Source organism: bacterium (genome assembly GCA_022616075.1).
Taxonomy (GTDB): Bacteria; Acidobacteriota; HRBIN11; order JAKEFK01; family JAKEFK01; genus JAKEFK01.
On record JAKEFK010000169.1, the window covers coordinates 1 to 16,686 of the forward strand.

At 47.2% G+C, this 16,686-nt stretch carries 13 protein-coding genes; 4 read left to right on the plus strand and 9 right to left on the minus strand.

Annotated elements, in window-relative coordinates:
- A partial coding sequence (locus L0156_13280) for a 5-methyltetrahydropteroyltriglutamate--homocysteine methyltransferase (protein ID MCI0603970.1) occupies positions 1-861 on the minus strand: 861 nt, incomplete at its 3' end.
- A gap of 59 nt (positions 862-920) precedes the next feature.
- Here L0156_13280 and egtB point away from each other — a divergent pair.
- Complete coding sequence (gene egtB / locus L0156_13285; protein MCI0603971.1) at positions 921-2,195, plus strand: ergothioneine biosynthesis protein EgtB; 1,275 nt, start codon at positions 921-923, stop codon at positions 2,193-2,195.
- On the plus strand, positions 2,188-3,195 hold the full coding sequence (egtD, locus tag L0156_13290) for an L-histidine N(alpha)-methyltransferase (GenBank protein ID MCI0603972.1): 1,008 nt from the start codon (positions 2,188-2,190) through the stop codon (positions 3,193-3,195). Before egtB ends, egtD begins: the two co-directional genes overlap by 8 nt.
- 16 nt (positions 3,196-3,211) lie before the next feature.
- Here the strand turns inward: egtD and L0156_13295 are convergent, their stop codons facing one another.
- The 5 genes from L0156_13295 to L0156_13315 form a co-directional block, all read right to left on the minus strand.
- Positions 3,212-5,275 (minus strand): hypothetical protein, encoded by a 2,064-nt coding sequence (locus L0156_13295; GenBank protein ID MCI0603973.1) that lies wholly within the window; start codon positions 5,273-5,275, stop codon positions 3,212-3,214.
- Positions 5,276-5,770: 495 nt separating this feature from the next.
- Positions 5,771-6,586 (minus strand): hypothetical protein, encoded by an 816-nt coding sequence (locus L0156_13300; GenBank protein MCI0603974.1) that lies wholly within the window; start codon positions 6,584-6,586, stop codon positions 5,771-5,773.
- Positions 6,587-6,996: 410 nt separating this feature from the next.
- Positions 6,997-7,242 (minus strand): hypothetical protein, encoded by a 246-nt coding sequence (locus tag L0156_13305; GenBank protein MCI0603975.1) that lies wholly within the window; start codon positions 7,240-7,242, stop codon positions 6,997-6,999.
- A 36-nt stretch (positions 7,243-7,278) separates the two neighbouring features.
- Positions 7,279-7,440 carry a hypothetical protein gene (locus L0156_13310; GenBank protein MCI0603976.1) on the minus strand — a complete coding sequence of 54 codons (162 nt, stop codon included), beginning with the start codon at positions 7,438-7,440 and terminating at the stop codon, positions 7,279-7,281.
- Between the two features lie 132 nt (positions 7,441-7,572).
- Complete coding sequence (locus tag L0156_13315; GenBank protein MCI0603977.1) at positions 7,573-12,132, minus strand: sigma 54-interacting transcriptional regulator; 4,560 nt, start codon at positions 12,130-12,132, stop codon at positions 7,573-7,575.
- A 152-nt stretch (positions 12,133-12,284) separates the two neighbouring features.
- Between L0156_13315 and L0156_13320 the strand changes: the two genes are divergently transcribed.
- Both L0156_13320 and L0156_13325 read left to right on the plus strand, forming a co-directional pair.
- Entirely contained in the window at positions 12,285-13,910 is a 1,626-nt protein-coding gene (locus tag L0156_13320; protein MCI0603978.1) for an ABC transporter substrate-binding protein, read from the plus strand.
- An 89-nt stretch (positions 13,911-13,999) separates the two neighbouring features.
- Complete coding sequence (locus L0156_13325; protein ID MCI0603979.1) at positions 14,000-14,212, plus strand: hypothetical protein; 213 nt, start codon at positions 14,000-14,002, stop codon at positions 14,210-14,212.
- A 38-nt stretch (positions 14,213-14,250) separates the two neighbouring features.
- On the opposite strand, the gene L0156_13330 is transcribed toward L0156_13325, so the two are convergent.
- From L0156_13330 to L0156_13340, 3 genes are read right to left on the minus strand one after another with little or no spacing between them, the layout of a single operon-like run.
- Entirely contained in the window at positions 14,251-14,394 is a 144-nt protein-coding gene (locus tag L0156_13330; protein MCI0603980.1) for a hypothetical protein, read from the minus strand.
- Positions 14,327-16,303 (minus strand): cation:proton antiporter, encoded by a 1,977-nt coding sequence (locus L0156_13335; protein MCI0603981.1) that lies wholly within the window; start codon positions 16,301-16,303, stop codon positions 14,327-14,329. The genes L0156_13330 and L0156_13335 overlap by 68 nt, the downstream gene beginning before the upstream one ends.
- Before the next feature lie 7 nt (positions 16,304-16,310).
- Positions 16,311-16,640: a magnesium transporter gene (locus tag L0156_13340; GenBank protein MCI0603982.1), complete on the minus strand. Its 330-nt coding sequence runs from the start codon at positions 16,638-16,640 to the stop codon at positions 16,311-16,313.
- Between the last annotated feature and the right edge of the window lie 46 nt (positions 16,641-16,686).

A 16,686-nucleotide genomic window follows, 5' to 3' on the forward strand; every position in this document is an offset into this window, starting at 1 on the left:
ATCAATCGGATCGATGACTCCAACGAAGACCTTTTGTCCGGGACGCAGGCACCCTTTGATCAGCTGCAATACGCGTCGTGGGTCCTTTTCACTTGCCAGTTGAATGTAGAAATTTCCGAACTCCATCTGAAAGAGCTCTGGCAATAATTGCGCATAATCCACATCAGCGCTGTGAGTGGAGTCCTGGTCGCCTCCTGGACAGGTGTGAATCCCTATTTTCCTTCTTTGTTCCGGAGAAAACCGGTCCAGAACCTGCTGATTCAAGTCGATAAAGCTTTTTAACAAACTCTTGGAAGGATCCAGCTTCAAAGCCAATCTGCCTTCGGTGAAATCGACCTGAACGTTGTGGGCTCCTTGATCCAGACAACGCCGAATATCCTTCTCATTTTCATCCGTCAAATCTTTTAAGAATTCTGTTCTGGAGTAACCTTCAATTCCTGCTTGCGGGTAAAGCAGACTGAGAGCCGATGCGGATATCACAGCTTGTTTGATCGGAAGATGAGCATACTGCTGAGCAAATGACAGATAAGAATCGGCATATGTCTGATAACGGAATGGACCAGAAGTGAGCACCGGCAATTGCCGGGTGTGCCCATCTGCAAACGGGATCGTCACGCCGCCGGCTCCCAAATTCTGCGCACCATGAATCGGATAAGTTGCAAAACTTGGTTTGCTCTGCTCACCATCCGTGATGACTTTCGAGCCGGTGGCTTCAAAGAGCCGCATTGTTTCGATTACGGCTTTTCGATATTGCTCGTCCATGGTTTCGTGAGTGATTCCTCCCGTGCTGAAGGCGCGCATTGCCTCTATTAATGATTGTGATCTTGGAATACTGCCGATTGGCTCTGATGGAATTCGCATGCTTCTATTCTAACCTAAGGGCTTGATTGCGCCATGTCCATCGCAGGAGTATCTTGTACATGATGAAGGACGTGCAGGTTTCGCAGCAGCTACAAAACTATATGTCGGTAAGGCAAAGGACCGAGGAACTGTGCCGCCCGCTCGAGACCGAAGATTACGTCATCCAGAGCATGCCGGATGTGAGTCCTGCAAAATGGCATCTGGGACACACCACGTGGTTTTTTGAGACCTTCTTGCTCCAAAAATATCAGCCCGGCTACAAGCCTTACCATGAAGTCTACGGTTATCTATTTAATTCCTATTACGAAACGATAGGGGAACGGTGGGCGCGCGCAAACCGCGGACTTCTGTCCCGGCCCACAGTAAGTGAAGTCTATGCTTATCGCGCGGCTGTGGATGAACGTATGCGAGAGTTGATGGAGTCCGGCTCGCTGGATTCGAATTTTCATTTTTTGCTTGAGCTGGGCCTGAATCACGAACAACAACATGAGGAGCTGCTGATCACAGACATCAAGAATGTTCTTGCGTTAAATCCACTCAAACCGGTTTATCAATCGCGGTCTGTAAGTTCCGCTCCAGATGCTGCGACCAATCGATACCTGCAGTTTGCAGGAGGACTCGTCGAAATCGGATTTGCCGGCTCCGGTTTTTCATTTGACAATGAGCGCCCAAAACATCGAGTGTGGCTAAACGACTTCTCTTTGCAAAATCGTCTGGTTACGAATGGCGACTATTTGCAATTTATGAAAGATGGCGGCTATTCCGATTTCAGGCACTGGTTATCCGATGGCTGGGCCCTGGTGCAGCAGGAGGTTTGGAAGTCCCCGATGTATTGGGAAGATAGAGATGGTGAATGGCACGTCATGACTCTTTCCGGTCTGCAACGCGTGAATCTATCCGAACCTGTTTGTCATGTCAGCTACTATGAAGCGGATGCGTATGCAAAATGGGCCCGCAAACGCCTTCCGTCAGAAGCGGAATGGGAACACGCGGCAGGCAACGTTGAAGAGCAAATAGACTCCGGAAATTTTGTTGAAGCCGGCAATTTCCATCCCCTGCCTTGTGGTGCGGGCGACTGGTCGGCGCACTCTCCGATGCAAATGTTTGGAGACGTTTGGGAGTGGACCCAGAGCGGCTACTTACCTTACCCCGGATTTCAGCCGGAGCCCGGCGCCGTAGGCGAATACAACGGAAAGTTCATGAGTGATCAAATGATTCTCCGCGGAGGATCCTGCGCAACCCCGCGAAATCACATTCGGAAAACCTACCGTAACTTTTTCCAGTGCGATAAGCGCTGGCAATTTACAGGAATTCGACTCGCTTCCGATGAATAAAGCGATGCTCGCCGGATATGAGGTTTTGACTGATCTGGAAAGCAAGATCAGCATGAAAGAGACCTTCGCGCGGGATGTCTTGATCGGTCTATCCAGCAACCCGAAACGAATCCCTTCAAAATATTTTTATGATGCTGAAGGAAGCCGTCTCTTTCAGCAAATCACCGATTTGAAGGAATACTATCTCACTCAATGCGAGTTTGAAATCTTCCACAATCACAAAGAAGACATTGCCGGAATTCTCCGCGCGGAGAGTTTCAACCTGGTGGAGCTGGGCCCGGGAGACGCGCGAAAAACTCGGGTTTTGCTACAGCATTTTCTGGATCGAAAACTGGATTTTCATTACGTGCCGATCGATATTTCCGAGCCGGCATTGCGGGACCTCGTTCGAAATATGGAATTGGAATTCCCGGGCGTACGCGTTCACGGGCTGGTATCCGAATATTTCAATGCATTGAACTGGTTGAAAAATCTAAATCACAGGAAAAACGTTGTTCTGTTTTTAGGATCGAGCATCGGTAATTTCAATCGTGACTCCACCCGCGTGTTTCTGCATAGTCTCTGGAATTCTTTGAACGCAAATGACTATGCGTTGATTGGCTTCGATCTGAAGAAAGATATCGAGCTATTGCTGCGCGCTTACAATGATTCAAAGGGCGTTACTCGCGAGTTTAATCTGAATTTACTGCGAAGAATCAACCGCGAGTTAGGCGGGGGTTTTGATTTGAGCCGTTTCCGGCATTATGCGAGCTACAATGTTTTTTCAGGAGCGATGGAAAGTTATCTGGTAAGTTTGGAAAAGCAAACAGTGATGATTCAGGAGATCGGCCAGAGTTTCTCCTTTGACCCGTGGGAGCCGATCCACACCGAATATTCGTATAAGTATTTGGAAAGTGATATCGCGAAACTCGCTGAAGATACCACGTTTTCCCCGATGACGCAGTTCTACGATTCCCGGAAATTCTTCACTGACGTTCTGTGGCGTGTGCACAAGCAATAAGTTTTGACCTGCACTTCTAATCGGAAGTTTGTGAAGCCAGAACTGAAGGTTGCTGATACCACCATTGTTTCAGGGCGGCCAATCTTTTGTCGTTTTTCTTTTCTAACATGCCGCTCTTTATCTCGTCCTTTTCATTTCGAGTAAGGTACCAGCTGAGAGCCGCCTCACCCGAGAATTCGAATGTTACGGTTCTAAACAGAAAATCCGATTTGTCGCTCGCCCGTTTGTACAAAGCCTGCAAGATCTCATCATTTCGATAAGACATGGAGGCTTCCCGCGCGCTCAACATCGCCTTAATGGGAGTTGTAACCCATGGTAGCAATATTTTGCCCGACTCGCCGTCTGTTGTATAGGAAGTCCTCTTAAGTTCCAATACGTCGCGGATCTGAACCAGGAGGATTCCGCTGATGCCAGCCTCCATTAGCTTCTCCCAATTCTTGTAAATCCAAAGTGAAGCTACATCGATTCCGTAATTGTCGTAATAACCCGCATCAACAACGTGCCGCATCGGATCCGTCGGTATAAATGAAGCGGGAGTAACATAGGGAAAGGATGCACTCATTCTCGCGGCAGTAGCGAGTTTAAGCTGTGATTCGGGAAAAAGACAAAAGAATTCTAATGCGGAAAGGGAATATCTGTTTTCTTTATCGCACCCGGGATAGCTGTTTAGATCCGGACAACAGCAAGGCCCTTCACTATCCAACATGGTTGCAAGGTGCAGGTTGCTGATTAGCAAACGCCGCCCATCCTGAACCAGCATCGGTGAAAAAATAAGTGAAGGAAGGGTACCCTTTTCTTCTTCGGTCCTGAGTTCTCTGACCGGGACATCCATTAAATAGTTTGTGTTTTTGGCCCACGCATTCTGCAACGCCCATCCGCGATCCTGAAAATTTGCAATGCCATAAAAAGGTATAAGTGGCACGTCTCGTAGGAAAAGATAGCGAGCAACTGGACTCAAACTATCTTTCATGACGCTCTCCATTCGATCCGGAAGCGGATTGCACCCCATCTGTTCCAACCTTCTATGCGCAACATAATGAGCAGCACCCACCATGCCACCTGAAGCCCCTGTAATCACGCGAATAGACGAAGCAAAATCGAGAATCTCCGATTCCAACTTTGTAAGTACACTCATTGTCCATGCTGCCGCCCTGATCCCGCCCCCACTCGTTGCAACCACAACAAGTTTCGGGTTCTTCTGGTTTATGTGTTTCTTCCAGTTGTCTAAAACCTCACTATCCTCAAGCAGTCCATCCGGCTGCTTCATGCAGCTGGGATTTGGCGGTATAGGTGTAGCGATGTCGTAATCCAGCTCTTTTTTCTCGCCAAAGCGACTGTTTTTTGCTGAACACATGCTTAGGAGCGCCAGTAGCAGCAAAAGCGCCAAAATCGTGCCCGGATGGTATGTCCGGAAATAGTAATGAATGGCGCCGTAAATTCGGACGAGAAGTCCTAATCCGATGCACAATCCCCACGATGGGGGGAGTATGAAAATAAAGAATGCCGAAAGTGTAACGAAAAATAATCCAAAGGCAATAAACGAAAGCAAAGCAATTGCGTGTCGTCTCAAAATGCGATTATCCGCTTCTGCTAATCTGGGCATTTTGCGAAGCAGCCATGTAACCCAATTGATCAGACCATAATTCCAAATGGGGAGTTGGTGGACCTGGGTTGAAGTAAACCAAAAAAGAATGGAACCCAGGATTCCGCCAATGATTAGAGGGAGCGTTTTTTCTACTTCGAATGTGTCGGCATTGAGTGAAGATAGGAGAGCAATCGCCATCAACACACCGAAAGTCCGCAGATAATACCAGTTTCTTGTTCTGGAAAGATTTTTGATCCAGGACTTCTCCGCATCCAGTAAATATCCAACCGCAGATAGGTCCGTCAGCAGCCACGCAAGACCGACTCCAGCAAAAAACTGAAGCCATTTGGTTTCGTGCCAGAACAGATAAGGCAGTCCCAAACCACGTCCAAAACCGTAGAGGATACCGATGATCGCAGCAGCGGACAGGAATAACAACGGGTACTTTAAAAACCATTCTGAGAGTGGCCTAAAAAAGTTTCCGATTGCTTTCACTCTCCCTCTTTTACCCCAAACATGGCTGCGCCCCGTCAGTCACAAAAATGACATCAAGGAACATGCCATGATCAAGCAACGGAATTACGCGAGGTCTTTCTCGAGTATGCAAAATTGTTGAACCAAGCACATCTGTTGACAAAAACGACAGCGAACGCATGCACGATGCTCGAGATTGGGAAGATGTGTAGTAATTGTCAGCAATTCTTACTTACGCGACCCTACTTGTGATGAAGAGGCTTAATTTTGAATTCTGAAATAGAGTGTGGTGGACTAACTACATCAAAATTGATTTTTGAACTATCAACTCGGATGTGATCCTGAAATCGGTAAGTTCGAAATGAGTAGGCTGGAAGAGTGCGGCGGTGGGCTTCCGCAGGTCTTCAAAAACGGGGGGTTTCTGCCTCCTGGGCTGACTGCCCACCACCGCTTCGATGCCACCCGACTGATCCATTGCGGACGTCTATTCACAGATGAAGCATCGTGACAGTCTCCTCAAACAATTAGGGTATAGCCCGGATTGATTTTTTGATAATGCAACAAGATTTGATGAATGTCGTATGGATGTGTTGCTGATTGAGCAAGTTTATGTTCAGCAACCTGAAAAATGGATTGGATTCCTCCGGCGTCATCGATGTACGCCTCCACAAATAACTCCAGAGTTCCGGGCTTGCAAGAAAAAGTGAGCTGCAAATTTCCGTAAAGTTCCGGCGTCTTAAAGCTGTCGATGAGCTCAAAAGCGGACGAAGCCGCGTGTAAAGTGCTACCGATTTCATGGAATTGCTCGTCCATGCAGGCCTTGATGACTTCATCGCGAAGTTCCTCCTGAACTCTCGCGAAAATACGGTCTCCGCGTAATCCTGTAAGAGTATCGATGTAAGAAAATGCCGTGCGCCCATTTTGAAATACCGTGGCGCTCAACTTTGCGTAAAGATTAAAAAGACCGGTTTTTTTCAACGGATCAAAATGCGGAGCATCGTAAAGCTGTTTGCCTCGCAATTTTTTGAATGGATCAAAGGAAGATTTTTCGAGAAGGTTCATCAATTCAGACGACAGTTCTTCATATTTCGGAAAACGGACCTCTTTTACACTCATTGGATCAATTGCCAGAACAATATCTTCTTCGTTCTCCTCAGTGGTGCTGATTCTGATGATCGTAAACATGGAGCGATAACGATCCGGATTCACCCACAGCATGTATCGGCCTCCGCGTCCCGCTTCCGAATGATCTATCGTAAGCTCAGCCGGATTTTTTGTTCCCTGAACTTCATAGTTCCGGTGAAGCACTAAGTGTTCCAGGCGAATTCGCATAGAATCAGATACCTTTTCAAATGAAGCATCATAAAAATTAAGCCGGAGGTGACTGGTCAATTGATTTTCCTTTTACATTCGTTATGAGGGGCTTGTCGCAGAAAGAAGGGAGCTGAGGATGCTGACCTATTTGGGAATCCTATAAAGAATTGGCAGCATCACTCAGCTCGGCCTCAGAACAAACACAATGACCTTGAACTACTCCTAACGTGGCTTCGCCCCCTCAGTTACAGAAAGTTACCCTTCAAGGAACATGCCACGGGCAGAAAAGTAGCGCTGAAGTGAAGTTCTCGAGTATCGGTGATCAAAAGGCACAAAAACGAGCTACTGTTGACAAAAACAACACTCGAGGACTTTATATTGAAAACACCCGACGCCGCCGGTACGGGTGTAGCAATTGTCAACAAAGCCTAGCTTCGTCTCCGCATTGCATCTGAATGCAACAAACTCTGATTCGAAATCCACAAAGCATCGTCTGCACAGTTCACCGAGAAGCGGAAAATCCGGCCGGTGAAATCCTGAATCAACTTGACGAGCAAACCGCTTTTATAACGAATCGTCTTCTCAATCAGGAAAGAGGATTCTGGAATCATTCTTTCCATTGTGGTTTCGATTTCCTCCTCCGCTGGAAGACTGAGCATCACTTTGCTTGACATAGGTTCATTCTCTCCCCGATCAGGCTCGAGCTTCAACTAAAACAGGTAATTCCACAAGTCGCTGCAGACTAGACCTATCTGTGTAAACCAGCCTTCAATCGGTTTTGGATCTCCTGGACTCCAACCCCCTTCACCAAAAGCAAAACCAGATGTCAAAGAGATTGCGAACAGAACAACTGTCAACAAACGTTTTTTCATTTGTCTCCTCCAATAGCCAGCTCTACGCAACATCAGTGCCAGAAAGTGGAAATAGCTCTAAGTTATTGGGAAATAGGAAGTTTCTACTGTATGAGGGAAAATGGGGAGAAGTTGACAAAAACTACATTCAAATCAAGTCTTATCGGTAAGCGAAATCCCGAATCGCTTCATTTTGCTGTAGAGTCCATGACGTGTGATTCCCAGACTCTTCGCGGCAGAAGCAACATTCCAGTTGTTTTCCTGAAGTCGAGTCTGGATGATATCTTTTTCAATTTGGTTGAGACTGCCGGAAGGAGCTGTTCTCTTTTTTTTCTTTTCCAAATCAGGATGATGTGTAATCCTTTGCTCCAGGTTTTGAATTTCAATCCAGTCGGCATCGCAGAGGGTAGCAACTCGATCAATTTCGCTTTTTAGTTCCCTCACGTTTCCGGGCCAGGGATATTGCTTCAAAGCATCCAACGCTTCCGGGGTAAAACCCAATAGATCTTTTCCATTCGAAACCGCCGCTTGCTTGAGAAAGGAGGTTGCCAAAAGTGAAATATCTTCGCTGCGATCCCGCAAGGCGGGAATATGGATATCGACAACCTTGATTCTATAAAAAAGATCAAGCCTGAAATTTCCCTGCGCGACCATTTCCTCAAGATTCCGGTTGGTGGCAAGAATAATTCTGGCATTTGTAGAAAAAGTTTCCGTGCCGCCGATCCTCCGGTACTCCCCACCCTGAAGTACGCGCAATAATTTTGCCTGCATGTCCAGGGGCATGTCTCCTATCTCATCCAGCAGGAGCGTACCATTTTGGGCCTGCTCAAATACACCCTTCTTCAGCCCAATCGCTCCGGTAAAAGCGCCCTTCTCATGGCCGAACAATTCGCTTTCCAGAAGTTCCCTTGTAAAAGCAGCGCAATTCACGGCGATGAAAGGTCCCTTTTTTCTATTTCCGGAATAGTGCAGCACTCTCGCAACAAGTTCTTTGCCTGTTCCTGTCTCGCCCGTGATCAAGACCGGCAAGTTGTTGTTTAAAACACGATGCACTTTTCGCAAAACATCAGCGATCTCTTTGCTGGAACCAATGATTTCCGGACATTCTTTTCTCAATTCCAGCCAGTTGCGCAATCGCCGGTTTTCAGTGACGGATTTTTCCAGCAATAAGGTTTGATTCAAAGCAAGACCAATAATAGAGGAGAAGATTTCCAGTGTTACCGTTTCAGTTCCGGCTAATGTTTCGACGCCTTCTTTGCTGTCCAGATAGAGACATCCCAGTGTTCGACCGTTTCCCGAACGTAAAGGCAAACAAACAACACTCAAGATGCGGTTGTTGATGATGCTTGGCCTGTACTGTAAACGGGGATCACTCAATGCGTCGAAGCAGAGCACCGGTTTGTTCGAATCAGTTGCGGATTGCAGAACGGAACGGCTCACTTCCAGAATGTCCTGCAGATTTGACTCCTCCAATGCAGCGGATTTGAAGATGCGAGGCGGTTCCTCATTCAGTATGAGTAAGGCGCGATCCATGCTTGTTAGTTCGAGCGCTGTTTGCAGGATTCTCTTCACCATCGCATCCACTTCCTCAACGGATAAAATTTCTTTGATCAATTGAAGGGCTCTATACGGAAGTCGATCAGCAAGGCGGTTCAAAAAGTCTTCATAAATCTGCATGTCGAGACCATCCTTAGGTAGATTCTGTAACTCTTTCCGCGCACCCAGCCGTGAAAAGAGATGATACGCTGCCTGCAAGCTGAGGGTTAACTTTTCCAGATTCTCTGTTTTGCGGTAAAAGTCTGATTTCAGTTTGTGAACTTTGGCAAGCCAGAAAAGTGAAGGTATCTTGCGAAAAATACGTTCCGCCGTGTGAAGGAAATCGATTGCGGTTTTATTTTCTCCAATCGTCAAGGCATGCATCGCACGGACGTAGCAGCAAATTCCTTCTTCAAAGGAATCCTGTGTAAAGTGGTACATGTTTTCGAGAATCCTGCCGGCAACTTCAGGATTCTTTCGTTTAATCGCCAGTATCGCCCGGAAACACTCGACGCGCGCAGAATCGATGGAACAACCGGTTTCCCGAAACAACTTTTTTGATCGACGAAGAGATTTTTCAGCAGCCTGAAAATGTTTTGCCAGCAAGTAGGTAATCCCCAGATATTCGAAAGCGCGCGCCTGTGGCAACTTAAGTTTTAACGCAGACCGAAGATGTAACGCTTCTCGCAGCATGGAAAGTGCGCGCCGAAAACGGCCCATGTACGCCAGATGCAGCCCGGCATTTGTCAGAGCGAGTGTTTGTAGAGTGATGAGCTTGAATTTTCCAGAGAGTTTATAAACTTTCGTTCGATAAGAGATCGCTTTATCAATGCGGCCTTCCAGTTCATACGTAACACCGAGATTGTTTAACGGAAGAATGTAATTATGCGGATTCTTGCAAGCTCGACCAAGATGCAGAGCCCGCGTGAGATTATCCCGAGCCTTCGAGATTTCACTTGAAGCAAGGTACAGCATTCCCAGATTGTTAAAAGCGTACGAGAGCCTGTCTTGGTCCTGATTTCTAGAAAAAAGCCTGATCGATCGATTCAGCCAGTTCTCAGCGCGTTTATATTTCCCCATTTGACCGAGCACCATCCCGATGTTCATCGCGCTGGAACTGCGGAAACGATGAGGAATTCTGCAGGCTTTTCGAAATTCTCGCAAGGAATCGTTCAGATGGCCTTGATGAAAATGCAACAACCCATAAAAATGATGAATTAGACCCTGGACACGGGGGTTCGTGCTATCATGAATCGTTTTCAAAATTTCTTGTGCTTCAGTAAAGTCATTCTTGAGAACAAGGAATCCCGCCTGTCGCACACGAAAATATTCCTGGAGGCTGCTTTGGATTCGCGCTGCATGATTGGCGTATCGAGCCGCGGTACGAACCGCTCGGTCCAGTTTGTATTTCCGATGAAAGTAGTCCAACAAGAGGTCGGCAAAATGAAAGGACGCGCCGAACCGGGCGCGAACGTGCTTTAGCAAAGAGAGGGATTTTTCAAAATCACCGCGAAGCAGATTCTGCTTTGTCATTTGAAACAACAGCGATCGCGGCAATTTTGCTCCCCAGGAAAATGCATTCCAATACCATTGCAGCCGAATCGAATTATCTTGCGGCAGAAGATAGCGCTTTGCCTGTAGCAAAGCGCTCCGGGCGGCCAGTCGCTTTCTGTTCGCATTCGACGCAAGATAAAATAAAATCCCGGGATCACCGGACCAGCCTTTGTTGCGCAACATCCGCAGCGCAACGGCCTGTTTTTGACTGGGGCGCATTCGGGAAAGAATCGTGTCAGACGGAATCGCGAGAGATATTGAGCCTCCACGCCCGAGAAGCAGGCCCTGTTCCTGCAAGTTGTCCAGAACTTGATCCTCAGAAAAGGCATTCAATGATGTTCGTGATAACGTCCCACCAGCAACAGCAAGAGCATTCAGGATTTTCTTACCGGCAATATTTAAAGACTCTACAGAAAAATGCATGTAGTTTTTTGAGATGGGAACATCGAATCGCTTCCAGGATTCATCCAGCCCGGGGAGCCTCGCGTTTGAACTAAATAAAACAACCTTAATCCAGTTCACTTCTGTCAGACAGGATATTCCAAATAGAAGTATCGCCCTTTCTTCAGGATTTAACGCTTCGGTAGAGCGAAAAATCACCGTTATCGAAGAATGGTGTTCCAGGTTTCTCAAAGATTGAAATCCCAAATAGAGGCTTCCGGGATAAGAACCGGTCAATGCAAGGCAAATCCGATCAAAACATTGATCGGGAGAAATGCTAATTAGATCAAAAGAAATGACTGAACCTGTGCGCTCCCATGAAGAAATGAGTAGTTGATTAAAGGCCGCTGCAAGTAGAGGCTCGGCAGAGGAATGAACCAGAACCCGTTTCCCCTGCATTACTTCTTCAGGAAACGAAAATTCCTGTTGAACTGTGTCTAACGGAACACTTATTTCTTTATCCGGCATAAGCTTTTTCCGGAGCTCAATCGCATCGGCAATTCTTTGGGAAGGCTCCAGCGCGGTCATTTCGGAAACGATTTTTCTCCATGGCTCCTTGAGTGATTGCACTTTGTATAAAAGGCTGTTCAGAGCTCCAAGAGAAGGTTGTTCCGGTAGAGTCTCGTCGGGAAGTAACAAATGTAAAAGAAGAACCCCAAAGGCGAAAATATCAGAACGCTGATCGAAGGGACGTCCGTTCAAGCGTTCCGGAGAGATATAAGGAAATGTTCCGGAAAATGTATTGGAAAAACCTGAGTTCCGGATTGGACTGCACAAACCCAGGTCAAGAACTTTTAATTTATTTTCACATAGCAGAAAATGATCCGGCTTGAAGTCGTTGTATAGCCATCCGCGTTGATGAAGAAATGATAGAAATTCCGAGACCTGAAAGGCGAAAAGTTTTAGATTCTCTTTTCCATAGCGTTTCACCCATTCCAATGAATTCATTCCGCTGAATTCAGGATAAACCGCAAACTCGCCTAATTCAGGATCCAGCCCACAATCATACGGATAACCAATTAATGAATGCCTCAGCTGCCGCGCCAGAATCGCTTCTTTCCTGATTCCGGTGCCGGTCTTTATGATACGTTGATCCCCGGTGATTCTATCCAGCGCTTTCCACACCTTGGCTTGAGAGCCCGCTTTATACAACTCACCAAGCGTGTATCTATCCCCTATCATTTACCAAATGGTTTTCTATATTATAGTAGAAAGCTCCTACCGGGTCGCGTCATATTATGCGCCTCAAAGTCTTATTGCTGACTACTTTCCTGGTCCTCCTAATCGCAGCTTCGTTTCAATCTAACGCCGGCGGAAGACCAGGCGGGACTCTGGTGACAGCAACGTTCACCGAAGTCAAGACGTTGAATGCCTTTCTGGCGACCGACAACGAAACACAAACTTACAACAGATTGATCCAGGCAGGTCTCATTCGATTGCATCCGTTAACACAAGAACTAGAGCCGGCCCTTGCCGAATCATGGAAGGTCAATAGCGATTATACCCTGTGGACCTTTCAATTGCGAAAAGGTTTGAAATGGTCTGATGAGCACCCTTTCGATGCTACAGATGTCATTTTTACCATGCGTCTCGTTAATGATCCAAAAATCCCTTCCCTTGTTGGCGATTCCCTCACGTTCCAAGGCCGAAAGATTGAGTGGAGTTTAATCGACCAATACACGGTTCAGGCAAAATTACCATCCACCATGGTCACTTTTCTGCGACACCTGGATGCGTCCCAATGTCCGATTCTCGCCCGACACAGATGGGAGAAAGATTATCTGGAAGGACGATTTACAGAAACACTGCAGGCCAGTATGAGCCCAAATCAATTTGCGGGCCTTGGTCCTTTCCGCCTGAAAAGCTACGCGCCGGGAGAGAAACTTGTTCTGTCGCGGAATCCTCATTATTGGAAAATCGATAGCAATCGAGTTCGTCTTCCTTATTTAGACGAACTCGTTTTCTTGATACTGGCAAATCAGGATCAAGTTCAATTAAGGATAGAAAATGGTGAGATTGATACTTATCAGAGCGTTCGCCCGGGCGATGTCGACCGGCTGAAGCAAAAAGCGGCCTCATTGCAGTTAAGAGTAATCAATGTCGGACCTACGTTCGATATGGAAGGCCTGTTCCTGAATCAGAATGCGGCGGCAAATCCTGAAACCAAAAAGCCTTACGTGGATGCAATCAAGCTTTCGTGGTTTCAAAATGTCAATTTCAGACGCGCGCTCTCTCATGCAATCGACCGGGATGCCCTGATCCGAAATTCATTGTATGGACAGGGCATTCCAGCGTATGGTCCGGAAAGTCCCGGCAACACACTCTGGTACAATCCGGACATTTCAAAGTTCCCATTTGATCTGATGAAAGCTCGCCAACTGCTATTGAACAACGGCTTTTATCAGAAGTCTCAGGAAGGCAAACTTGTACTTTTTGATTCCAAAGGGAATCCGGTTCAATTTTCCCTTTTTACCAACTCCGGAAACTCGGTTCGAAACACGCAATGCATTTTGATTGTTTCCGATTTTGCGAAACTCGGCATACAGGTCACATACAGCGCTCTGGATTTTCAGACACTCATCAACCGCGTAGATCGAACATTCGAATATGATGCCGTGCTTCTGGGAATCAGTGAGGATGATGTTGATCCGGGCAGCCGTCTCAACAGCATGCTCAGCAAGGGATCACTTCATTTCTGGTGGCCGCGACAAGAAAAACCGTTCACGCCGTGGGAAAAGAAAATCGATGAATTGATGGCATTGACAATGTCCGTCTCCGATTTCCAGCAACGTAAAAAATATTACAACGATGTCCAGAGGATTCTTGCAGAACAACAGGCAATGATTTACACCGTTCATCCCTACGCATTCGTCTGCGCAAAAACAAAGCTCGGCAACTTGAAACCGATCGTCCCGCGCCACCGAACCCTCTGGAACGCTGAAGAACTCTACTGGCAATAAACAAAGTAGCGCGGGCGTCTCGCCTGCACTGCGCGGACGGGACGTCCGCGCTACTTTGCCTTGGCACGACCTTTGTATTCGTCCTAATCATGAAAAACCCGTTTCACGAAATCGAAAAAAGAATCGAAACCGAATCCATCAACCCTGCGGACGCCCAGCGAGCGTTGCTAGCAAGCATTTATCTCGAATGTTGCGACGAGTGTTCCGCCAGGCTCCGATCCGATGAGTTTCTCGAAGCTTTCTCGCGCATGCTAAAAGAAATGAAATTGTGCCACGAACTCACTTCCAAAAACGCCGCCTAAAAATGTGTCGGTAAATCCACAATCTGTGGATGCAAGGATCAACGCCCTTTCACCGTGGTCAGCAACTTCTTTGCGGATTCTGATGCTTCTTCTGATCCCAATAGAGCAATTACGTCACCGGATTTCAGCACTTCGGCTCCGCCAGGAACCACCATTTGATTTCCACTGCGGATAATTCCCACAATCAGCGCGCCAGTAAGCCCATGGATATCCAGACTTCCAAGCGTTTTTCACTACGGCGGCGTGCGATTCGGTCAACTGAATGGAGACAATGTTTCCAAGGCCGGGCAATATCTGTTCGATTTTAGATGCGGTAATTTCGGAAGATTCTGATTCTTTGGCGAGCGCTTCGATAATCACCTGAGCTCCGGCGCGGACGTGCGCATGAAGATCGGTTGCACCACGCCAAACCGTAAAACCAAAAACAGCGAAGACGATTGCCAGAATCACAAACCCAGAAAACCGCGGCAAGAAGGGCACGGTAACAGTTAAAAGAATGATTGCCGTAGTTAGTACGGTTAGAAACTCCAACAGAAGTGTCATGGTTTTCCTGGGAGCTTCCGCCAGATCCAGCTTCGAATTCTCCGGCAAAACATCGGCCGCAAAATTAGCTCCCAGTGTGCGCGCCGCGCTGACGATGCTAATCAAGAACGGCAAGGAGATTAACGCGATGAAAAAAACAAGCAGAATCGGCGCGACATTCAAATTCACGTGAAGATATTTCAGGATCAAGTCCCGGAGCAAATCTTTGTTCAGGGAATACCCGATCACTATGCCGGTAATAAAAACCATATCGAAAAGCAGTACGCGGAAAATTCTTTTCTTTATGGAGGCACGATCACCTACGGCCGGACGAGTTCGCATTTTTTCTACCCAGGAGCTGTAGAGGGTCGCTACAGTTTTCAATCGATCAGGTAGAAGACGATCCACGAACGACGCCGTTCGGTCCGAAATACGGATCAATGCGGGAGTAGTAAAAGTTGTAATGACGCAAACAGCAATCGATACCGGATACAAAAACTCGCGGATCGCGCCGCTGGAAAGTCCGGCAAGAGCGATGATGAAGGAAAATTCTCCGATCTGCGCCATGCTAAATCCTGCTTTCACAGACGTTCGTACGTCCGATCCTGTTAGAAAGGACCCCAAAGAAACGCTTAGAATCTTTCCCAAAAGAACTGCTACAGTAATCACGAGAACCGCGGGCCAGTGTTGAAGAAGAATCAGTGGATTCATCAACATGCCCACCGAAATAAAAAAGACAGCGGCAAAAATGTCTCTCAAAGGTCGAACGAGATGTTCTATTTGAGCTGTATGTCCCGATTCAGCAACCAGCGATCCGGCTAAAAACGCTCCGAGCGCCACTGAATATCCAACTTTTTGAGCGATGTAAGAATATGCGAAACAAACACCGACACTGGCGATCAATAAAGTTTCGGAACTGTTTAATCGCGCGACCGCCCGAATCGATCTTGGAATAATCAAGATCCCAAGAACGAGAGCGATCAGCAGGAAACCAATCAATCGCGTTCCGGTTGTAGCCAGAACCATACCCGGAATTCCGCTCCCGGTGGAGAAGGCCGTTAGCACCGCCAACAGTAAAATCGCGGCGAGATCTTCCACAATCAATATTCCCATCACGAGATCGGAGATCTTTCCGGTAATACTTTGTTCTTGAAACGCTTTCGCGATAATCATCGTGCTGGAAATAGAAATCATGGCGCCCGTAAAAAGCGCTTCGACAGATGTCCAGCCAAAGGAAAGACCGACCACATAACCCAGCCACAACATCACGCAAATCTGTATGACGGCCGTAATCCCTGCCGTTGTTGCCAGACTTGCCAGCTTTCTAAAACTGAATTCAAGTCCAATGGCAAACATTACAAGGATGATCCCGAGTTCGGATAGAGTATGGATTCGATCCAGATCAGCAAACAATGGAATCGGAATGTGTGGCCCCACAATCAAGCCAGCGAGCAAATAACCAAGAACGACCGGTTGCTTTAATCTCTGGAAAAGAACGGTCGTTACTGCAGCCACAACCAGGACCAAGGCAAGGTCTTGAAGAAATCCGTGCGGCTGCAAATTCTCCATGGACCACCTATCGGAGAAATATCGTTGCCAGGCCCAGCAAAGTCCCCATACTCACGACATCGGTAGCCGTCGTAAGAAAAATACTGGATGCAGTTGCAGGATCGGCGCCTAGCTTTTTCAATGGGAGCGGAACAATCGCTCCGGAAATTCCACTTGCAACACAACTCCCGATCATTGCTACGAAAACTATCAAAGACAAAGACAGCCGTGCAGGATGATTTTGAATCGTCGCAAGAATAAACATTCCTGTCGCTGCGGAAATTCCCACTAACGCGCCGTTCAAGAGACCGAGCAGCGCTTCTTTAAAGACTAGCTTTTTATCTTGACCGGTTTTCATGTCACCCAATGTCAAACCATCCAATTGACTTTCCCTGTCTACCCTC